Consider the following 18,470-nt stretch of genomic DNA (forward strand, 5'->3'; position numbering starts at 1 on the left):
CCGCCTGTTGCAGGCGGGGCCATTTTTTATCTTTATCCTCCGCCCGTCCGGTTTGCCAAATGGCGGACGAGCAGGGAGAATGCAGCACTCCCGAGCGCCGCCAGCCGTTGGCTGCGTGCCTTATCCCCCAGTTCCCGAGGTTTTATGTACCGGATATTGTTTGAGCATCCCGCTTTCCTGGTTATCGACAAGCAGCCCGGCATCGGCATGCACGACGAGAAGGGGGACGGTGAGTCGGTCAATCCGGGGCTGGTCAATCGCGTGAAGGTCGATACAGGGCTCACCCTCTATCCGGTGCACCGGCTCGACAAGATGACCTCCGGCTTGGTGCTGCTGGCCCGCACCACGGAGGCGAATCGCGAGCTGAGCATGGCCTTTGCGGCCCGCGAGGTGAGCAAACAGTATCTGGCGCTCTCCGATCGTAAACCGAAGAAGAAGCAGGGTTGGGTGAAAGGGGATATGCAAAAGGGGCGCGGTGGCAGCTGGATGCTGGCGCGCACGCTGGAGAATCCTGCCATCAGCTGGTTTGATTCGGTGTCGGTGCGCGAGGGGCTGCGGCTCTATCGCATCAAGCCCCAGACCGGCAAGACCCACCAGATCCGGGTTGCCCTCAAAAGTATCGGTGCCCCCATCCTCGGGGATGAACGCTATGGCGGCACGCCAGCCGAGCGCGGCTATCTGCATGCCTGGCGGCTCAGCTTTACCCTTTCGGGCGAGTCGTTCGATTTTGTCTGCCCGCCCGATGTGGGGAGTGAATTTGTCACTCCCGAGCTCACGGCAGCCATCGCTGCCCTTGCGCCCTGATGCTTATGCGCCCAGCGTCTGACACCATTATCCATTCAGCGATAGATCGTGATCCTGACGGGGGCACTCCGCGCTGGATCCTGGCCGACTTTGACGACACCCTGACCCCCGGCGACAGCCACGCCGGTCTGCTGTGCTATATCCTGCGCCGTCGGATCTGGCCGCTGCTGCTGTTGCCAGTGATTGCGCTGGGTGGGTTGGTCTATTTGCTGCCCAGCCAGCGGCGGCGCGGTATCTCCCTGATCTGGTGGGCCATCACGCTTTGGCTCTCTCCCCTCGGCTGGCGCAAGCTGGTGCGCGCCTATTGCCGCACCAGGCCGGGGCTGTATCGTCAGGCTCGCGATCTACTGCAACGGGAGGGGCATCGCTGCTGGGTGATCTCCGCCAGCCCCTGCGCGCTGGTGCGGGCCCAGCTCTATCAGCAACTGCCCGGCCAGTTGCCCCACCGGATCATTGGCTCGCAGATGCACTACCGTTTTGGCGGCCTGATGCCCCGCTTCTATTGCCACGGCCAGCACAAGCTGTTGCCGGAGATCTGTGCCCTCGATGCCGAATTGGCCTTGAGCGACAGCCTGCACGATCTGCCACTGCTGGGGTTGGGGAAAGAGGCGTGGTTGATCAATCCAACGCCCACGCGACTGCAAAAAGCCCGGGCCTGCTTGCCTCATCTGATGATCAAAAACTGGCAACTGTAAGGCAAAACTGACAGTCCTGCGGGTCGTTACCGTTTGATCCGCAAGGTTGTGGCTTGAACGTCACAATTCATTTACATCTTTTGCTGCCAGCTGCGAAAAACTATCTGCAACCCGCCTCTTCTCTTCCTGCTACGCCCTGCTTCTAATGAAACAAGTTGTTAACACTTGCCGCGCCGCTGGGTGCTGCAATCCGTTTTAACCGAATCAAGAGCAAGGAGCGCCCGATGAATGCCACCTCTTCCGCCACCCATACCATCAATCCGTTAGGCACTGACGGTTTCGAGTTTGTCGAGTACACGGCCCCCGATGCCAAAGGGATTGCTGCCCTCAAGAGCCTGTTCGTTTCGCTCGGGTTTGCCGAGGTCGCCAAGCACAAACACAAGCAGTGCTGGCTCTACCGGCAGGGGGATATCAATTTCGTGGTCAATGCCGAGCCTCACTCCCAGGCGGAGCAGTTTGCCAGCCTGCACGGGCCGAGCGTTTGCGGCATGGCATTTCGGGTGAGCGATGCGGGCAAAGCTCAGCAGTACGCCATCGCCAAGGGGGCCAAGCCTTTTGTCGGCAAGATTGGGCCGATGGAGCTCAATATTCCCGCTATCTACGGTATCGGCGAGAGCACGCTCTCCTTTGTCGACCGCTATGGCGACAAGGGCTCCATCTATGACGTGGATTTTGTCTTCTACCCCGACTGGCAGGCCCGGATGGCGGAGGTGGATGCCGGTCTTATGGAGATCGATCACCTGACCCATAACGTCCATCGCGGCAATATGGATGTCTGGTCCAACTTCTACGAGCGGATCGGCAACTTCCGTGAAATTCGCTACTTCGATATCGAGGGCAAGCTGACCGGGCTGCATTCACGCGCCATGACCGCCCCCTGCGGCAAGATCCGCATCCCCATCAACGAGTCGGCGGATGACAAGTCCCAGATTGAGGAGTACCTGCGCCAGTACAAGGGGGAGGGGATCCAGCACATCGCCATGGCCTCCAGCGATATCTACCACACCATCCGCACCCTGCGCAGCCGCGGTACCGGCTTTATGCCGACGCCGGATACCTACTACGAGAAGGTGAATAGCCGGGTCGAGGGGCATCAGGAGGATCTGGCGGCCCTCAAAGAGCTGCGCATCCTCATCGACGGCTCCCCCACCAAGGATGGCATCCTGCTGCAGATCTTCACCGATACCGTGATAGGCCCGGTCTTCTTCGAGATCATCCAGCGTAAGGGCAACGAAGGGTTTGGCGAGGGCAATTTCAAGGCGCTGTTTGAATCGATCGAGCTGGACCAGATCCGCCGCGGCGTGCTGGATGGCGGCGAGGATGAGAAGGGTGCCTGCAAAGAGGGTGCGAGCGATGCGTAACTGGATTAACTTCCCCCATCGGGAGGGGACCCACTCCCGGCAAGCCCATGCCGACCTGCCGGAGCAGGCCATCTATGAGCGCGAACTGGGGCGCAGCGGCTTTTTCGGCCCCGCCACCCACATGCACCACAAGCATGCCCCTACCGACTGGAGCAGTTGGGAGGGGCCGCTGCGGCCACGGCTGTTTGACCTCAATGCCCTGCAGGAGGAGGTGAGTTCCCTCTCCCCTTGGGTGGCTCCCGACATTCTCAGCAACCCCCATTGCCGCTACCGGATATGGCGGCTCTCCGAGGCGATGCCGTTTCTGGTGCGCAACGCCGACGGCGACGAGCTGCTCTTTATCCACGAGGGGGGCGGCGAGTTCTTCTGCGACTACGGCCACCTGACTCTGCGGGACGGCGACTATGTGGTGATCCCCCGTGGCACCATGTGGCGCATCGAGCCGACGGCGCCCATGTTCATCCTGATGATCGAGGCGACCAACGACAGCTACCAGCTGCCGGACAAGGGGCTGGTGGGAAATCACGCCATCTTCGATCCGGCGGCGCTGGATGTGCCCGCCATCAACGAACGCTTTTTGGCCCAGCAGGATGAGCACCCCTGGTCGCTGCAAGTGAAACGCCACGATCAGGTGTCGGTCATCACCTGGCCCTTCAACCCGCTGGATGCACAAGGGTGGCACGGGGATTTGTGCGTGGTGCGCCTCAACTGGCGGGATATCCGCCCGCTGATGAGTCACCGCTACCATCTGCCGCCGTCGGCCCATTCGACCTTTGTGGCGAGCCGCTTCGTGATCTGTACCTTCGTGCCGCGCCCCATCGAGAGTGACCCCGGCGCCCTCAAGGTGCCCTTCTATCACAGCAATGACGATTACGACGAAGTGCTCTTCTACCATGCTGGGGACTTCTTTAGCCGGGACAATATCGAGCGGGGTATGGTCACCTTCCATCCCGCCGGTTTCACCCACGGCCCCCATCCCAAGGCGTTTGCGGCAGGGCAGGTCTATGCCAAGAAGTTCACCGACGAGGTGGCGGTGATGCTAGACACCCGCGATGCGCTGAACGTCGGCAGCCTCTGTGAAGGGATCGAGAACACCCGGTATGTCTCCAGCTGGCAGCGCCCGGACGCTGCTGCCGGCAAATAAGGAATCGCTTATGAAATTGGCAACATTGAACAATGGCAAGCGCGATGGCGCTTTGGTGGTGGTGAGCCGGGATCTGAGCCGTGCGGTACGGGTGAGCGAGATTGCCCCGACGTTGCAGGCCGCCCTCGATGAGTGGGCCGAGGCCGCCCCCAGGCTTGAGGCTGTCTATCAGCAGCTTAACGAGGGCCGACCGGCAGACTCGTTCACCTTTGACGAAGCGTCTTGCCTCTCTCCGCTGCCGCGCGCCTACCAGTGGGCCGATGGCAGCGCCTACGTCAACCATGTGGAGCTGGTGCGCAAGGCCCGCGGCGCCGAGATGCCGGAGAGCTTCTGGCACGATCCGCTGATGTATCAGGGGGGCTCCGACAGCTTTTTGGCTCCCCGTGGTCCGATTGTCATGGGCTCAGAGGAATGGGGGATCGATTTCGAGTCGGAAGTGGCCATCATCACCGACGACGTGCCGATGGGGGTAAGCCCGCAGGGGGCTGCCAGTCACGTCAAATTGCTGATGCTGGTCAACGATGTGAGCCTGCGCAACCTCATTCCGGGGGAGCTTGCCAAGGGATTTGGTTTCTTTCAGTCCAAGCCGTCCAGCGCCTTTTCGCCGGTGGCCATCACCCCGGATGAGCTGGGCGATGACTGGCGCGATGGCAAAGTGCATTTGCCGCTTCTGACCCACCTCAACGGTGCGCTGTTTGGTGCGCCCGAAGCTGGAGTGGACATGACCTTCAACTTCTTCGAGCTGATTGCCCATGCGGCCAAGACCCGTCCCCTTGGTGCGGGATGCATCATCGGCTCGGGCACCGTCTCAAATTACGATCGCAGCGCCGGTTCATCCTGCATCGCCGAGCGCCGCATGCTGGAAATTCTTGATTGTGATCAAGCTATAACCCCCTATTTGCAGTTTGGTGATAGAGTGTCGATCGCGATGGAAGATCGCTCTGGCCAAAACCTGTTTGGCACCATCTCTCAACAGGTGGTGCCCGCGAGCGGTCAGGGAGGTTGATGGCCAGCGCCGGTTGGCGGCAAGGATATTCGGGATATGTCCGGATCACGACGAGCCCTCAACCGGTGCCGGGTACACAAGGAGGCAGGTGGCGAGCACCTGCCGGGCTTCGGGCCCAGATAAGATGCAGGGACAGATTATGTTGCAGTTGTTTGGCTATTGGCGTTCGTCGGCAAGTTTTCGGGTACGGATCGTGTTGCAGCTCAAGGGGCTCGCCTACGAGCAGCATCCCATCAATTTGCGGCAAGGCGAGCAGAGCGAGAAGGCCTATCGCCGGATCAATCCGCAAGGGCTGGTGCCGTTTCTGGTGGATGGCGATGTGCAGATCGGTCAGTCGGTCGCCATCATGGAGTACCTTGACGAGACCTATCCCGCCTACTCCCTGATGCCCTCTTCCCCCGACGCGCGGGCCCGAGTGCGCCAGATCGTCAACATGATCGCCTGCGATATCCACCCGCTCAACAATCTGCGGGTGCTTAACTATCTGGAAGGGCACTTCAGGGCCAACAACGAGCAGGAGGCCCGCTGGTATCGCCACTGGATTGACGAGACTTTCACTGCCCTCGAACAGCTGTTGATGACCACCGCCGGTGTCTACTGCGTCGGCAACGAAGTGACCCTGGCTGACTGCATGCTGGTGCCCCAGGTCTACAACGCCCGCCGCTACGACATGACCCTTGACGATTACCCCACCATCCGCCGCATCGTCACCAACTGCGAACAACTGCAAGCTTTTATCAAGGCCGCCCCCGCAAACCAGCCGGATGCGCAGGGGTAACTATGATTTCTCACGCAAGCCAACGTTAGAAGGAGTTAATGATGGGGATTAAGCCTGGTCCAAAAAGGAAAAATGAAGATGGAACACCGGATAAACGACAAAGGGTCACACCTGAAAAGCAAAAAGATCATCCAGACCTTAAGCCGCATAAACACAAGCCCGGCGATTGAAATGAAGGCAGCTTTATAAGCTGCCTTCATTCTTGGTATCACTTAATTAGCATCGACAAAAATCATATCACTGCTTTGCTCGAAGATATAAAACACTTTAGTGTTGACCCCGGTGCTGGCCGCGCCTCCGTAATAAACAAATCTGTTTTTGCCTTAACAAGATCGGAGAGTTTTTTGAAGCCATAAAGTCTAGAATCGAAGTCAGGTTGTAATTTTGTGAGATAACTACCAAAAATTCCCAGTTGCGCCCAACCAGCATCGTCACTTGACTGTTCTAGCGCAGCTAAAAGAAATTTTGCAGGGAAAATTGGTTTTGTTTCTGATGGTGGGTGATGTTCTATCGGTTTATTTTCGTTTTCAACTTTCTTATCTAATATTGTTTGCTGGGTGACAGCACCTGGGCGAAGGAATTCAGTAAACACAAACTTATGACAGGCATTGCGAAAAGCATCAGGGGTCTTTTTTTTCACCGAAACCAAGAACAGTAAGCCCCTCTTCACGTAGCCTCATAGCAAGGCCAGTGAAATCTGAGTCACTTGTTATAAGACAAAAACCATCGAATTTTCGTGTGTAGAGCAGGTCCATAGCGTCGATTATTAAGGTGCTGTCAGTAGCATTTTTTCCTGTGGTGTATGCGAACTGCTGGATAGGTTTTATAGCATATTACTGCAATACTTTTTTCCAAGATGCACTTGTTGGGGCAGTAAAGTCGCCATATATACCCTTTACCGTAGCCTCCCCAAATCGAGCTATCTCTGCCAACAGTCCCTCAATTACTGCAGCTTGGGCATTGTCGGCATCAATGAGTACAGCTAAGCGGAGAGTAGGCTCTTCTGCTTCAATTTTTGCAACTAGTCGTGGTGATACCAAGGTAACTCTATGCTCTGATATTCTAGCTTAGCACTGTAATGATATTTAATTGACTGGGATCAATCTCAGCCGTATGTATATGGTGGTTAATAACATCTCTACCATATTACTTAGCTAGATGATAATTATCTATCATATCTACGGAAGGGTTATCAAATAATTCTATTCGAGATATATCCGATTAAAAGTAAAAAACCCCTCTCAGGAGGGGCTTTATGCTATCCGAGGTTGTGCCTTGGCTTAGTATCCCTGCTGGTGCACATCCATCACGGCGCGGCCTGACGGGTCGGCCATCTCCTTGAACTTGGCATCCCACTCCAGCGCGGTGGGGGTGGAGCAGGCGACCGACTTGCCGTAGGGCACGGTGCGGGCGGCGGCTTCCAGCGGGAAGTGCTCGTCGAAGATGGCGCGGTAGAAGTAGGCCTCTTTGGTGAGCGGGGTGTTGATGGGGAAGCGGAATGCGGCCGCTTCGAACATCTGATCCGTCACTTCGGTCTCGACCATCGCCTTCAGGCTGTCGATCCACGAATAGCCCACGCCATCGGAGAACTGCTCCTTCTGGCGCCATGCCACTTCGTGGGGCAGCAGGTCCTCGAACGCTTCGCGCAGAATGTGCTTCTCGATCTTGCCCTTGCCACACATCTTGTCGGCAGGTTGCAGGCGCATCGCCACGTCCATGAACTCTTTGTCGAGGAAGGGCACGCGACCCTCCACACCCCAGGCGGCCATCGACTTGTTGGCGCGCAGGCAGTCATAGAGGTGCAAAGAGGCGAGCTTGCGCACGTTCTCTTCGTGGAACTCGCGGGCGTTGGGCGCCTTGTGGAAGTAGAGGTAGCCACCGAACAGCTCGTCGGAGCCTTCGCCGGAGAGCACCATCTTGATCCCCATCGCCTTGATGTAGCGGGCCATCAGATACATCGGCGTGGAGGCGCGGATGGTGGTGACGTCATAGGTCTCGAGGTGATAGATGACGTCGCGCAGGGCATCCAGACCCTCCTGCACGGTGAAGTGGATCTGGTGGTGGATGGTGCCGAGGTGATCAGCTACCTTGCGGGCGGCGGCGAGATCAGGTGAGCCTTCCAGGCCGACAGCGAAGGAGTGCAGTTGCGGCCACCAGGCTTCGCTCTTGCCATCGTCCTCGATACGGCGCGCCGCATAGAGCTTGGTAATGGCGGAGATAACGGACGAATCGAGCCCGCCGGAGAGCAGCACGCCATAGGGCACGTCGCACATCAGCTGGCGTTTGACCGCCGCTTCCAGCGCGGCTTTCAGCTCCGCCTTGTCGCTGACGTTGTGCTCGACCGCGCTGTATTCCATCCAGTCGCGCTTGTACCACTGTTTGAGCTCGCCATCCTTGCTCCACAGGTAGTGTCCCGGCGGGAAGGTTTCGACGCTCTTGCAGACCGGCACCAGCGCCTTCATCTCGGAGGCGACATAGAAGTTGCCGTGCTCGTCGCGGCCGGTATAGAGGGGGATGATCCCCATGTGGTCGCGACCAATCAGGTAGGCATCCTGTTCGGCGTCATAAAGGATGAAGGCAAAGATGCCGTTGAGATCGTCGAGAAACGCCGGGCCCTTGTCCTTGTAGAGAGCGAGCAGCACTTCACAGTCAGATTTGGTCTGGAACTGGAAGTCGACCTTGAGGGTTTTCTCCAGCTCTTTGTGGTTGTAGATCTCGCCATTGACCGCCAGCACATGGGTGCGCTCGGGGTTGTAGAGTGGCTGGGCGCCATTGCCCGGATCGACGATGGCCAGACGCTCGTGCACCAGGATGGCTTTGTCGGAGCTGTAGACGCCGGACCAGTCAGGCCCGCGGTGACGCAGTCGCTTGGACATCTCCAGCGCCGATTTGCGCAGGGCGACTGCATCGGACTTGATATCCAGAATGCCGAAAATTGAACACATTGGCGGTAATCCTCTTGATTTTTATATGAGCCCCCCACGTTTGGGCTCGAAATTCCATTTACATTCCTCGTCAGACACAATGCCTAGCGGAAAAACCTTTTGCAAGCGGGAAAACCGCAGAAAATCATGCCGTAAGCGTCAAGCAGATCAACAGGATAAGGATTGTTGCAACGGGGCAGGGTGACGTGAACGTCAAGCCGAGGCGGGTTCGAAGATGACGTAGACCTTGCGACAGGGGGTAAGAGTCTCCCACTCGCCGACAAAGCCTGCCGGAATCACGAATTGATCGCCGGGTTTGAGAGCCAGCTGGCCGCCCAGACTGTCGTGGATCACCACATCCCCCTCCAGCAGCTGGCAATACTCGTGCTCGGTGTAGTGAATGGTCCAGCGGCCCGGCTCGCAAGCCCAGAAGCCCACGTGAAACTGCTGGCTTGGGTCGGAGTAGTGGTTCCACACCGTTTGCGCCGGGTTGCCCGCTTTAATGCGCTCGGGGGCGGGCATCAGCGGGGTAGGGGCTACCTCGTGGCGGCCCGGCAAAATCCAGTCGTTGAGGGTCTTCATGGTGCCTCCTTGGCTTCGGCAGATAAGAACGCGGGGCCATCCAGGCCCCGCGATTGTTCGTTTTATTAAACGAGGTTGTGCATAACTTAAACGATGCATCCTCACTTGCCAAGAGCCCTTGCCAAGGGCCGCTGGTCGACGATTCAGAGCGGCTGCAAGCGGCGGATCACATGGCGGGCAAAGCCGCTGCCCGCTTCGTTGTAGACGTTGAACACCGCATCCACCCCCTGCTCCTGCAGGGAGGCGATATCATCCTCGAAGCGGACGATGGCGGCGATCTTGCCGTTGAATCCATGGCTGCGCAGCTTCTCGATGGCGTAGAGGTTACCCGAGTGGTGGGGCATCGCCAGCAGCACCAGATTGACCTGATTGGAGAGCAGCACCTTGTCCCAGAAGTCGGTATCGGTGGCATCCCCCTCGATGACGTTCATCCCCTGGGCGCGCAGTGTAGGCAGCTTCTCGCTGTCGTTCTCCACCCCGAGGATGACGTTGCCGTACTTGTTCTCCAGCTCGAAGTAGGCCCCCTGACCGATCCGTCCCATGCCGAGGATGATCACCTCGGCATCGCCCAGTTCGATGGGCCTGTCTTCCGGATGGAGGTTGCTCGCCTGCAACCCCCGCAGCCAGTGGCCGATGCGATGGTAGATGCGCTCACTCTGGGCATTGAGCGGGGCAGAGATCATAAAGCTCGCCGCCAGCGCCAGCGAGACCGCCACCAGCCACTCGTGGGAGAGCCAGCCCGCCTTGGCGGCGATGGCGGCGACGATCAGGCCAAACTCCGAGAAGTTGGTGAGCGCCAGGGTCGAGAGCAGGGCGGTACGCACCCGCAGGTGAGCGCCGCTGTAGACCAGATAGTAGAGGACACTTTTGAGCGGCAGGGCCAGCACCAGCGCCAGTGCCAGCAACATGGTGTCGTGAGTCGGCAGGCCGTTGAGGCCGATGGTGAGAAAAAAGCAGACCAGAAAGAGGTCTTTGAGGTTGAAGAGCGCCTTTGCAAGCCCTGCCGCAGCCGGATGAGAGGCGAGCAGCATGCCGATGATGAGGGCTCCCAGATCCGGCTTGAGGCCGACTACTTCAAAACCGGCAGCCCCGACCACCAGCGCCAGAAAGACCCCGAACAGCACCTGCAGCTCGCCGTGACCGGCCCGCTCCAGCAGCTTGAACAGCAGCGGGCGCAGCAGCGGTAATCCCAGCACCCAGAGTGCCCAGATACTGGGCCATTTGCCGCTGGAAAACGCCAAAAAGGCCACGGCGAACACATCCTGCATGACCAGCACCCCGATGGCGATGCGGGCGTAGAGGGCATTCATGTCGCTGCGATCTTCCAGCACCTTGACCGCGAAGACGGTGCTGGAGAAGGAGAGGGCAAAGCCCAGCAACAGTGCCAGCTTCCAGTCCAGCGACAGGGCCAGCACCAGCCCGAGCCCCTTGCAGACCAGCAGCACCACGGTAAAGAGCAGGGTGGAGAGCAGCAGATGCAGGCTGGTGGTGCCCCACACATCGCGCCGCATCAGGGTTTTGATATTGAGCTTGAGGCCGATGGTGAACAGCAGCAGGGTGACGCCGAGATCTGCCACCTCGCTCAGGGCGGGGGTATTTTCATATCCCATGCTGTTGAGGATAAAACCGGCGGCCAGGAAGCCGAGCAGGGGGGGCAGGCCAATCAGATTGACTACCATGCCGCAGCCAAAGGCCACGGCGATCAGAATGGGTTCCATAACAGATCCTGCAAGGGCAGGAGAGACCTGCCCTGTTTAACGCTTGGGTGGTGATTAGACGATATCGATGTCGACCACGGAGTCGAAAATATGGTTCGGGCGAAACGGCATGCGGTCGATATCGGCGACCTTGCTCACCCCGGAGAGCACCAGCACCGTCTCGAGACCGGCCTGAAAGCCCGCCAGAATGTCGGTGCGCAGGTTGTCGCCGATGATGATGGTGTCGTCGGAGTGGGCCTCCATCCGGTTGAGCGCCGCACGGATGATCCAGGCGCTCGGCTTGCCGACATAGAACGGCTTCTTGCCGGTCATTCGCTCGATGGGGGCGCACAGGGCGCCGCAGGCCGGGTGCATCATGGGGCCGTGGGTATCGGGGTTGGTGGCGATAAAGCGGGCCCCCTGATCGACGAACTTGGCCCCCTGTTGCATCATGGTCCAGTTGTAGTTGCGGGTCTCGCCCACCACCACGAAGTCGGGGTCGATATCGGTGATGGTAAAGCCGGCCTTGTAGAGCTCGTGGGTCAGCGCCCCTTCGCCGATCACATACGCCTTCTTTCCATCCTGACGCTTGAGGAAGTCGGCGGTACCCATGGCGGAGGTATAGAAGCACTCTTCCGGCACCTCGATCCCGGCGGAGCGGAAGCGGTTTTGCAGATCTTTCTGGGTCTGGGCCGGGTAGTTGGTGAGGAACAAGAGCTTGCTGCCCTGTTCCAGCAGGCGATGGACGAAACGGTCGGCACCGGGGATGAGATCGTTGTTGTGCAGGATGACACCGTCGATATCGCAGATGACGTTCTTCTTCATGAAAACTCCTTGTCAGGGCGCAGGCGAGCCGCCAATCGTTAAGATGTTCAATCATTTATGATTTTTGTGACGCCATTATAAGTCTGTTTGATGACAAGTCTCCCCTGTCTCGTCACTTCGGTGCACAATAAAGCTGCCGTCGGGTCAGTCTGGTGGAGGGGCTGACGCCGGATCACTTTGCTGATGGAGCTGTTGCCATGGACACCCCGATTCCCAAGCCAGTCACCCCCGAACACCTCACCGCCGCGCAATTTATCGCCGGACTGCCGAAACTGGAGCTGCACCTGCATATCGAGGGCAGCCTCGAACCCGAGCTGATGTTTGAGCTGGGCCGCCGCAATAATGTGCCACTGCCCTGGCCCGATGTGGCCAGCGTGCGCGCCGCCTATGACTTTGACTGCCTGCAATCCTTTCTCGACCTCTACTATCGCGGCGCCAGCGTGCTGGTGACCGAGCAGGACTTCTTCGACCTCACCTGGGCCTATCTTGAGCGTTGCGCCGCCGACAAGGTGGTGCATGTGGAGGTATTCTTTGACCCGCAGACCCATACCGCCCGCAGCGTCCCCTTTGCTACTGTGCTGGGCGGCATCGAGCGGGCGCTGCAGACCGGGGAGAAGGAGTTTGGCATCAGCTGGCGCCTTATCATGAGCTTTTTGCGCCACCTGAGCGAGGAGGAGGCCTTTGCGACGTTGGCAGAGGCTATGCCCTTCCTGTCACGCATTCATGGCATCGGCCTCGACTCGGGGGAGAAGGGCAATCCGCCCAGCAAATTTACCCGGATTTTTGCCAAATGCCGCGAGCTGGGGCTGCCGGTGGTGGCCCATGCGGGCGAAGAGGGGCCTGCCGACTACATCTGGCAGGCGATCAACGAGCTGCAGGTGCGGCGCATCGATCACGGGGTGCGCTCGGCCGACGATCCCGAGCTGCTCCGTTATCTGGCCGATACCCGGCTGCCGCTTACCGTCTGCCCCCTCTCCAACACCCGGCTCAAGGTGTTTGACCAGATGGCACACCACAATGTGCTGCGGCTGCTGGAGCAGGGGATCTGCGTCACCATCAACTCGGACGATCCCGCCTACTTTGGCGGCTATATGAATGCCAACTTTGCGGCGCTGGCCGATGGCCTTGGCGCGACCATGAGTCAGCTATGTCGCTTGTCGCTCAATGCGGTGGAGGCGAGCTGGCTCTCTGTGGCCGACAAGGGGCGGCTGACCCGGGAGATCCGCAGTTATGCCGCAACTCACGGGGTGATCCTGCACTAAGTCCGATCCTGTGGAAGTCGAGATAAAAAGAGGCCCGCCATCACTGGCGGGCCTCTTTCGTTTCAATGGCTGGTGTAGTTGCCGGGTGACGTTAGCGTTACGCCACCCGTACCAGAAACTTCTCACCCTGTCCTTCGCGCTTGAAGCGCTCGAGCAGGATGGGTAGTGCCTCAAAGTCGCCGACCACCAGCGGCGGTAGGGTCAGCTCGCCGCTCGCCATCTGCTCCATCATGGCGACACCGGCGGCCACCAGCCGACTCCACTGCTTGTCGGTGCCAAAGGCGTGCTGGGCGCCCAGCGCAATCTCGTGCAATGAGTGGCAGTGGGCAAAGGCAGGTAGCGGATTGTGCGGGATGCGCCCGAGCACAGTCACCATGTGACCGTAGTAGCCCAGCGCGGGCAGCAGGCTCTCTGCCTGTTGGCTGGAGACCAGATCGATGATCCCCTCAAACGGCTCGTTGCCGTTGGCAGTCTGCAAGGTGGCCAGCCAGTTGGGATCCCGATAATCGGCCACCCCCTGCACACCTATCTGTTTGAGCCAGTGATGGTGGCGTGAGCTGGCGCTGGCAAAGACCCGCGCTCCTTGCTGGAGGGCGAGCTGCACCGCAAAGCGGCCGACACTGCAGCCAGCACCGGTGATAAGCAGCGCTTCCCCGTGCAGGCGCGGCAACTTGGCCAGCGCCTGCCACGCAGTGAGGCCGGGACAGGGCAGGGCGGCGGCCGCCTCGTCACTTAGGGCATCGGGCACCGGCAGCAGGGCACGGGCTGGTACCCGGGTGTGGCGGGCAAAGCTGCCGTGGTGGCGCAGGTCGGTGTGATAGGCGACCCTAGCACCGAGGCGCAGATGGCTGACGTTGGCACCGAGGGCCACGATAGTGCCCATGCCATCGACGCCGGGCACCTGACCATCCTGCCAGTTGGAGTGGCCATATTCGATCAGCTTCCAGTCCACCGGATTGAAGGCGATGACCCGGTTTGCCACCAGCACCTCGTCAGGGGCGAGCGGTGCCAGGGGCAGATCGGCGAGGGTAAGCTGGGTCGGTTCACCGGGGGCATGCCAGCACCAGGCTTGGGTGTGATTCATGATGACTCCTTGTGAAAGCGAGGGGAGAGAACAACGAGATCATTGCAACAGCAATACAGTGAAACTGCCACTGCTGCGAATGGGCAACAATACGGCAGGCCCCAACCTGTGGGGCCTGCGTTACGTGGCTGGTTGGCCATCGGCAATCAGCTGCTGGTGGTTGCGTCCTCGGCCTGATAGACGGGGTAGTCGGTCAGCCCTTTCTCGCCGCCGCCAAACAGGGTGGCCGGATCGTGGGGGGCCAGCGGATAGCCGTGGCGCAGACGGTTCGGCAGATCCGGGTTGGCGACGAAGGGGCGGCCAAAGCCAATCATGTCGGCCCAGCCCGCGTCGAGGGCGGCGCGAGCCCGCTTGCCATCATATTTACCGGCGTAGATCAGGGTGTTGGGGAAGGCATCCCGCAGACCCTGCTTGAAGTTCTCCGGCATCAGGGGGGCATCGTCCCAGTCCGCTTCTGCAATGTGCAGGTAGACCACGTTGAGCTGGCCCAGAAGGCGGGCGGCCGCCAGATAGGTCTCCTGCGGATTGGCATCGACTGTGCCGTTGAGGGTGGTGAGCGGCGCAAGACGCACCCCGACCCGGTCAGCGCCGATTTCGCTGCTGACTGCCTCGGTCACCTCTTTGAGGAAGCGCAGCCGGTTTTCCAGCGATCCGCCGTAACTGTCGGTGCGGGCGTTGGACTCGGAGTCGAGGAACTGGTTGATGAGGTATCCGTTGGCGGCGTGCAGCTCGATGCCGTCAAAACCGGCGCTGATGGCGTTGCGGGCCGCCTGACGGAACTGGCCCACTACCGCATCGATATCGGTTTGTGTCATGGCGCGCGGGGTGACTGTCTCGACAAAGCCCGGTGCATCGCTGCCGTTATCGACGAACACCTTGACACCCACTGCGGGCAGGGCTGAAGCGGAGATGGGCTGAGCACCGCCGATGTTGTCCGGATGGGTGACCCGGCCCACGTGCCAGAGCTGGGCGAAGATGGTGCCCCCCTTGGCGTGCACGGCATCGGTCACCCCTTTCCAGCCAGCGATCTGCTCGGCGCTGTAGATGCCCGGCGTCCAGGCATAGCCCTTGCCCATGGGGTCGATTTGGGTGCCTTCGCTGATGATCAGGCCCGCCTCGGCGCGCTGGGCGTAGTAGCTCGCCATCATGGCGTTGGCCACGTCACCCGGCTGACTGGCACGGGAGCGGGTCATGGGGGGCATGACGATGCGGTTGGCAAGGTGCAGCTGGCCGAGGCGCAGCGGGCAGAACAGGTGATCGTGGCTCATCTTGAGTTCCTCATGGTGGAAGTGAGGCCACTTTATGCCGCCATCTTGTTGTGAAAAAGAGGGGTAATTGCACAAGAGAATTGTGCTTGATGCAGCAATCAGTGCAAACCGCCGAGATAGAAGGCGTTGAGGCATAAAGTTGAAGCATAAAAAAGAGGGCCGTCTGGCCCTCTTCTGTATTCTGCTGGTGGCAGGCTCAAGCCGTGGCGGGCATCACTTTCACCCGCTCGATGCGCCGCTCGCTCACCTCGATCACCTCGAAGTTGAGCTGCTGCAGTTGCAACTGCTGACCCGGGGTGGGCAGGGTGCCGAAGTGGGAGAGCAGCATGCCCGCCAGGGTCACGTATTCATCGCTCTCGCTCACCAGCCCCTCGTGCTCCAGCACCTGCTCCACATGGTGGATGTTGGTGCTGCCGTTGATCAGCCACCCTTCGCCATCGCGCACGATATCCGGGGTTTCGTCCTCGTCCGGCAGCTCGCCGACGATGGCCTCCAGCAGATCGTGGGTGGTGACCAGCCCCTGGATCACGCCAAACTCGTCGGAGACCAGAATAAGGCTCCCCTTGGCTTTGCGCAGCTCCGCCAGCAGGCGGATCACGTTGATGGTCTGCGGCACGATTATGGGATCGTTCTGCTTGGCCAGTTCGCTCAAGGATTGCCCTTCGTTCAAGGCAAACAGCAAGTCGCGCGCCTTGACCACTCCGATCACCTCGTCCAGATCCCCGTCACAGATGGGGAAGAGGCTGTGGGGCTCGCGCTGCAGCAGGGCGCGGATCTCGTCGCTGGAGTCGTTGATATCGATCCAGGCCATCTCCGAGCGCGGGGTCATGATGGTGCGAATGGATCGCTCGGCCAGCGACAGCACCCCGGTCACCATATAGCGCTCCTCCTCGCCAAAGCTCACCGGCGCTACGGCCGGGGCATCCAGATCGTCATCCGGCTGATCCTGATAGGCCTTGCTGCCCATCAATTTGAAGATGGCGGCGGTGGTGCGCTCACGCAGGGGCTGTTTGGATTCGTGACGCATGGCGCTGCGCTGGGCCAGCTGGTTGAAAAACTCGATCAGCACCGAGAAGCCGATGGCTGCGTAGAGGTAGCCCTTCGGAATATGGAAGCCGAACCCTTCCGCCACCAGGCTGAAGCCGATCATCAGCAGGAAGCTCAGGCAGAGCACCACCACGGTTGGATGAGCGTTGACGAAGCGGGTCAGCGGTTTGGAGGCGAGCACCATCACCACCATGGCGATGGTCACGGCGGCCATCATTACGCCAAGGTGCTCCACCATGCCGACGGCGGTGATGATGGAGTCGAGCGAGAAGACCGCATCGAGCACCAGAATTTGGGCGATCACCACGCCGAAGCTGGCGTAGGCGCCGACCGGGCCATCATCCTGGGGTTTGGCTTCCAGCCGCTCATGCAGCTCGGAGGTGGCCTTGAACAGCAGGAAAAGGCCGCCCCCCATCAGGATCAGGTCCCGACCGGAGAAGGGGTGATCCCACAGATGCAAAATCGGGGTGGTCAGGGTGACCAGCCATGACATGACGCTCAAGAGCCCAAGTCGCATCAGCAGGGCCAGCGACAGGCCGATGACGCGGGCCTTGTCCCGTTGGGCGGGGGGCAGCTTTTTCACCAGAATGGCGATAAAGACCAGGTTGTCGATCCCCAGCACGATTTCCAGAATGATCAGGGTAAACAGACCGATCCAGATATGGGGATCCAGCAGCAATTCCATTGTGACGACCTCAATAAAAACAGACAGAGCAAACAGTGATCACGGCGCACGATGGCCGCAGTAACAGCAAGGCAAAGGTGTTATTCAGAGGCGCTGATTAAGTAGAAAAAGATAGGCTTTGACAGAGAGAGACGAAGGGCAACTTCGGGGATTGTCCATGATGGGCAATAAAACCTCGGGTGAAAAATGAGCCCTGATGATAGCGGCTGGCGCCAATTTGGCAAGCGCAGTGTCAGTGGGGCGTGATGGGGTTGTGATGCGACAGGGGGAGGCGGCGGTGCCGCTCTCCCCCGTGCGGTCGTTACAACCAGCGCTTTTCGCGGGTGAAACAGACCGACAGCCAGGCATCCCCCAGGGTATCGCCAAGGCGAGACCAGAGCTCCTGACGCAGGGCATCCTGACGTTCGACGGGCCACTCCTGACCCGGCGCCACCAGAATGTTCAATTCCAGATCGAAGCGGCGACCGCTCTTGGCCAGATGGCTGTAGCACTCGATGCCGTGGCGCTGGCGCAGCGCCTCGATCTCCTGCTCGACTTGCCGTGGCACATCCCCCTTGGGGGCGATCTTCAACACTTCCCGCAGGTTGCGACCGAGCACCTTGATGGGAATGAGGGTGGCGCAGAGGGCCAGCAGCGAGACCAGCACCGGGTCTATGTAGCGGTTGTATTGGCCGTAGCCGATGGCATCAAGGCCAATGGCGACCACGAAACCGATAAGCAGGGTGGCACTGAGCAGGGTATCCACCAGCCACTCTTTGGAGTCGACCCGCACCAGCTCGGAGTCTACCTGCTCGGCGACCTGGGCTTCGATGCGATAGATGATGGCGCAGAAGAAGGTGGAGACGGCGGCATAGATGAGGGCGTGGCCGAGATCGATCTCCCGTCCGCCATCCAGCAGGGTGGTGATGCCGCTATAGAGGGCGCCGAGACAGAGCAGCAAGATAATGGCGCCATTGATGACGTTGGTGATGGGCTCGAAGTGGGCATAGCCGTACTGGAAGCGCGCATCGGAAGGGCGGGTAACGAGATAGGCGGTAACAAGACCGAGGCCTGTCATGCCCATGCTGAACAGGGTAAAGATACCATCGAGCATGATGGCGTTGGAACCGACGAAGAGGCCGTAGCCGATGCCGAAGATGGCAAAGGTGATACAACCGAACAGCGACAGGGTAAGCGCCTGTTTTTCGGTGGTGATCAGCGTACTGATAACATGGCTGTGGTGAGCCATAAAAGTCCTCCTTTCAAATGGTGAATATTGCCAAGCGCAAGCGGTTTTCTAGCTGATATACTGCCCGCTCACATGTGAGC

Annotated in this window: 18 protein-coding genes; 8 read left to right on the forward strand and 10 right to left on the reverse strand. The window is 59.7% G+C overall.

The features are described from left to right. Positions 1-144 precede the first annotated feature (144 nt). From I6L46_RS04495 to I6L46_RS20765, 7 genes are all read left to right on the forward strand, one after another. Positions 145-804 (forward strand): TIGR01621 family pseudouridine synthase, encoded by a 660-nt coding sequence (locus I6L46_RS04495; RefSeq protein WP_216977480.1) that lies wholly within the window; start codon positions 145-147, stop codon positions 802-804. After that, a complete protein-coding gene (locus I6L46_RS04500; protein ID WP_254203126.1) occupies positions 804-1,499 on the forward strand; it encodes a haloacid dehalogenase-like hydrolase in 696 nt (231 codons plus the stop codon). The genes I6L46_RS04495 and I6L46_RS04500 overlap by 1 nt, the downstream gene beginning before the upstream one ends. A 224-nt stretch (positions 1,500-1,723) precedes the next feature. Continuing rightward, on the forward strand, positions 1,724-2,860 hold the full coding sequence (gene hppD, locus I6L46_RS04505) for a 4-hydroxyphenylpyruvate dioxygenase (RefSeq protein WP_216977481.1): 1,137 nt from the start codon (positions 1,724-1,726) through the stop codon (positions 2,858-2,860). Continuing rightward, on the forward strand, positions 2,853-4,004 hold the full coding sequence (locus I6L46_RS04510; RefSeq protein ID WP_216977482.1) for a homogentisate 1,2-dioxygenase: 1,152 nt from the start codon (positions 2,853-2,855) through the stop codon (positions 4,002-4,004). Before hppD ends, I6L46_RS04510 begins: the two co-directional genes overlap by 8 nt. 10 nt (positions 4,005-4,014) lie before the next feature. Continuing rightward, a complete protein-coding gene (locus I6L46_RS04515) occupies positions 4,015-5,010 on the forward strand; it encodes a fumarylacetoacetate hydrolase family protein (protein WP_216977483.1) in 996 nt (331 codons plus the stop codon). Positions 5,011-5,149: 139 nt separating this feature from the next. Then, the gene (gene maiA / locus I6L46_RS04520; RefSeq protein ID WP_216977484.1) at positions 5,150-5,788 is read left to right on the forward strand and encodes a maleylacetoacetate isomerase; all 639 of its coding nucleotides are present in this window, start codon (positions 5,150-5,152) and stop codon (positions 5,786-5,788) included. A 38-nt stretch (positions 5,789-5,826) separates the two neighbouring features. After that, positions 5,827-5,958 (forward strand): hypothetical protein, encoded by a 132-nt coding sequence (locus I6L46_RS20765; protein ID WP_265339887.1) that lies wholly within the window; start codon positions 5,827-5,829, stop codon positions 5,956-5,958. 62 nt (positions 5,959-6,020) lie between these two features. On the opposite strand, the gene I6L46_RS04525 is transcribed toward I6L46_RS20765, so the two are convergent. The 6 genes from I6L46_RS04525 to I6L46_RS04550 form a co-directional block, all read right to left on the reverse strand. After that, complete coding sequence (locus I6L46_RS04525; protein ID WP_216977485.1) at positions 6,021-6,428, reverse strand: OST-HTH/LOTUS domain-containing protein; 408 nt, start codon at positions 6,426-6,428, stop codon at positions 6,021-6,023. Then, positions 6,409-6,615: an NYN domain-containing protein gene (locus I6L46_RS20810; RefSeq protein WP_204827383.1), complete on the reverse strand. Its 207-nt coding sequence runs from the start codon at positions 6,613-6,615 to the stop codon at positions 6,409-6,411. The genes I6L46_RS04525 and I6L46_RS20810 overlap by 20 nt, the downstream gene beginning before the upstream one ends. 453 nt (positions 6,616-7,068) lie before the next feature. Further along, complete coding sequence (gene asnB / locus I6L46_RS04535) at positions 7,069-8,733, reverse strand: asparagine synthase B (protein ID WP_216977486.1); 1,665 nt, start codon at positions 8,731-8,733, stop codon at positions 7,069-7,071. Between the two features lie 192 nt (positions 8,734-8,925). Next, positions 8,926-9,294 carry a cupin domain-containing protein gene (locus tag I6L46_RS04540; protein ID WP_204483237.1) on the reverse strand — a complete coding sequence of 123 codons (369 nt, stop codon included), beginning with the start codon at positions 9,292-9,294 and terminating at the stop codon, positions 8,926-8,928. 143 nt (positions 9,295-9,437) lie between these two features. Then, positions 9,438-11,012, reverse strand: a complete 1,575-nt coding sequence (locus I6L46_RS04545; protein ID WP_216977487.1) for a cation:proton antiporter family protein — start codon at positions 11,010-11,012, stop codon at positions 9,438-9,440. Between the two features lie 54 nt (positions 11,013-11,066). After that, positions 11,067-11,816: an HAD-IIA family hydrolase gene (locus I6L46_RS04550; RefSeq protein ID WP_005337281.1), complete on the reverse strand. Its 750-nt coding sequence runs from the start codon at positions 11,814-11,816 to the stop codon at positions 11,067-11,069. 197 nt (positions 11,817-12,013) lie between these two features. Here I6L46_RS04550 and I6L46_RS04555 point away from each other — a divergent pair, with 197 nt between their 5' ends. After that, positions 12,014-13,078: an adenosine deaminase gene (locus I6L46_RS04555; RefSeq protein ID WP_052447134.1), complete on the forward strand. Its 1,065-nt coding sequence runs from the start codon at positions 12,014-12,016 to the stop codon at positions 13,076-13,078. A 97-nt stretch (positions 13,079-13,175) separates the two neighbouring features. Here I6L46_RS04555 and I6L46_RS04560 read toward each other — a convergent pair whose 3' ends face one another. The 4 genes from I6L46_RS04560 to I6L46_RS04575 form a co-directional block, all read right to left on the reverse strand. Continuing rightward, on the reverse strand, positions 13,176-14,162 hold the full coding sequence (locus tag I6L46_RS04560; protein ID WP_216977488.1) for a zinc-binding dehydrogenase: 987 nt from the start codon (positions 14,160-14,162) through the stop codon (positions 13,176-13,178). Between the two features lie 146 nt (positions 14,163-14,308). After that, the gene (locus I6L46_RS04565; protein ID WP_216977489.1) at positions 14,309-15,430 is read right to left on the reverse strand and encodes an alkene reductase; all 1,122 of its coding nucleotides are present in this window, start codon (positions 15,428-15,430) and stop codon (positions 14,309-14,311) included. A 196-nt stretch (positions 15,431-15,626) separates the two neighbouring features. Further along, complete coding sequence (locus I6L46_RS04570; protein WP_101531322.1) at positions 15,627-17,162, reverse strand: TerC family protein; 1,536 nt, start codon at positions 17,160-17,162, stop codon at positions 15,627-15,629. A 301-nt stretch (positions 17,163-17,463) separates the two neighbouring features. Then, the gene (locus I6L46_RS04575; RefSeq protein WP_216977490.1) at positions 17,464-18,390 is read right to left on the reverse strand and encodes a cation diffusion facilitator family transporter; all 927 of its coding nucleotides are present in this window, start codon (positions 18,388-18,390) and stop codon (positions 17,464-17,466) included. Between the last annotated feature and the right edge of the window lie 80 nt (positions 18,391-18,470).

The organism is Aeromonas sp. FDAARGOS 1416 (assembly GCF_019048085.1).
In the GTDB taxonomy this organism is placed as follows: domain Bacteria; phylum Pseudomonadota; class Gammaproteobacteria; order Enterobacterales; family Aeromonadaceae; genus Aeromonas; species Aeromonas veronii.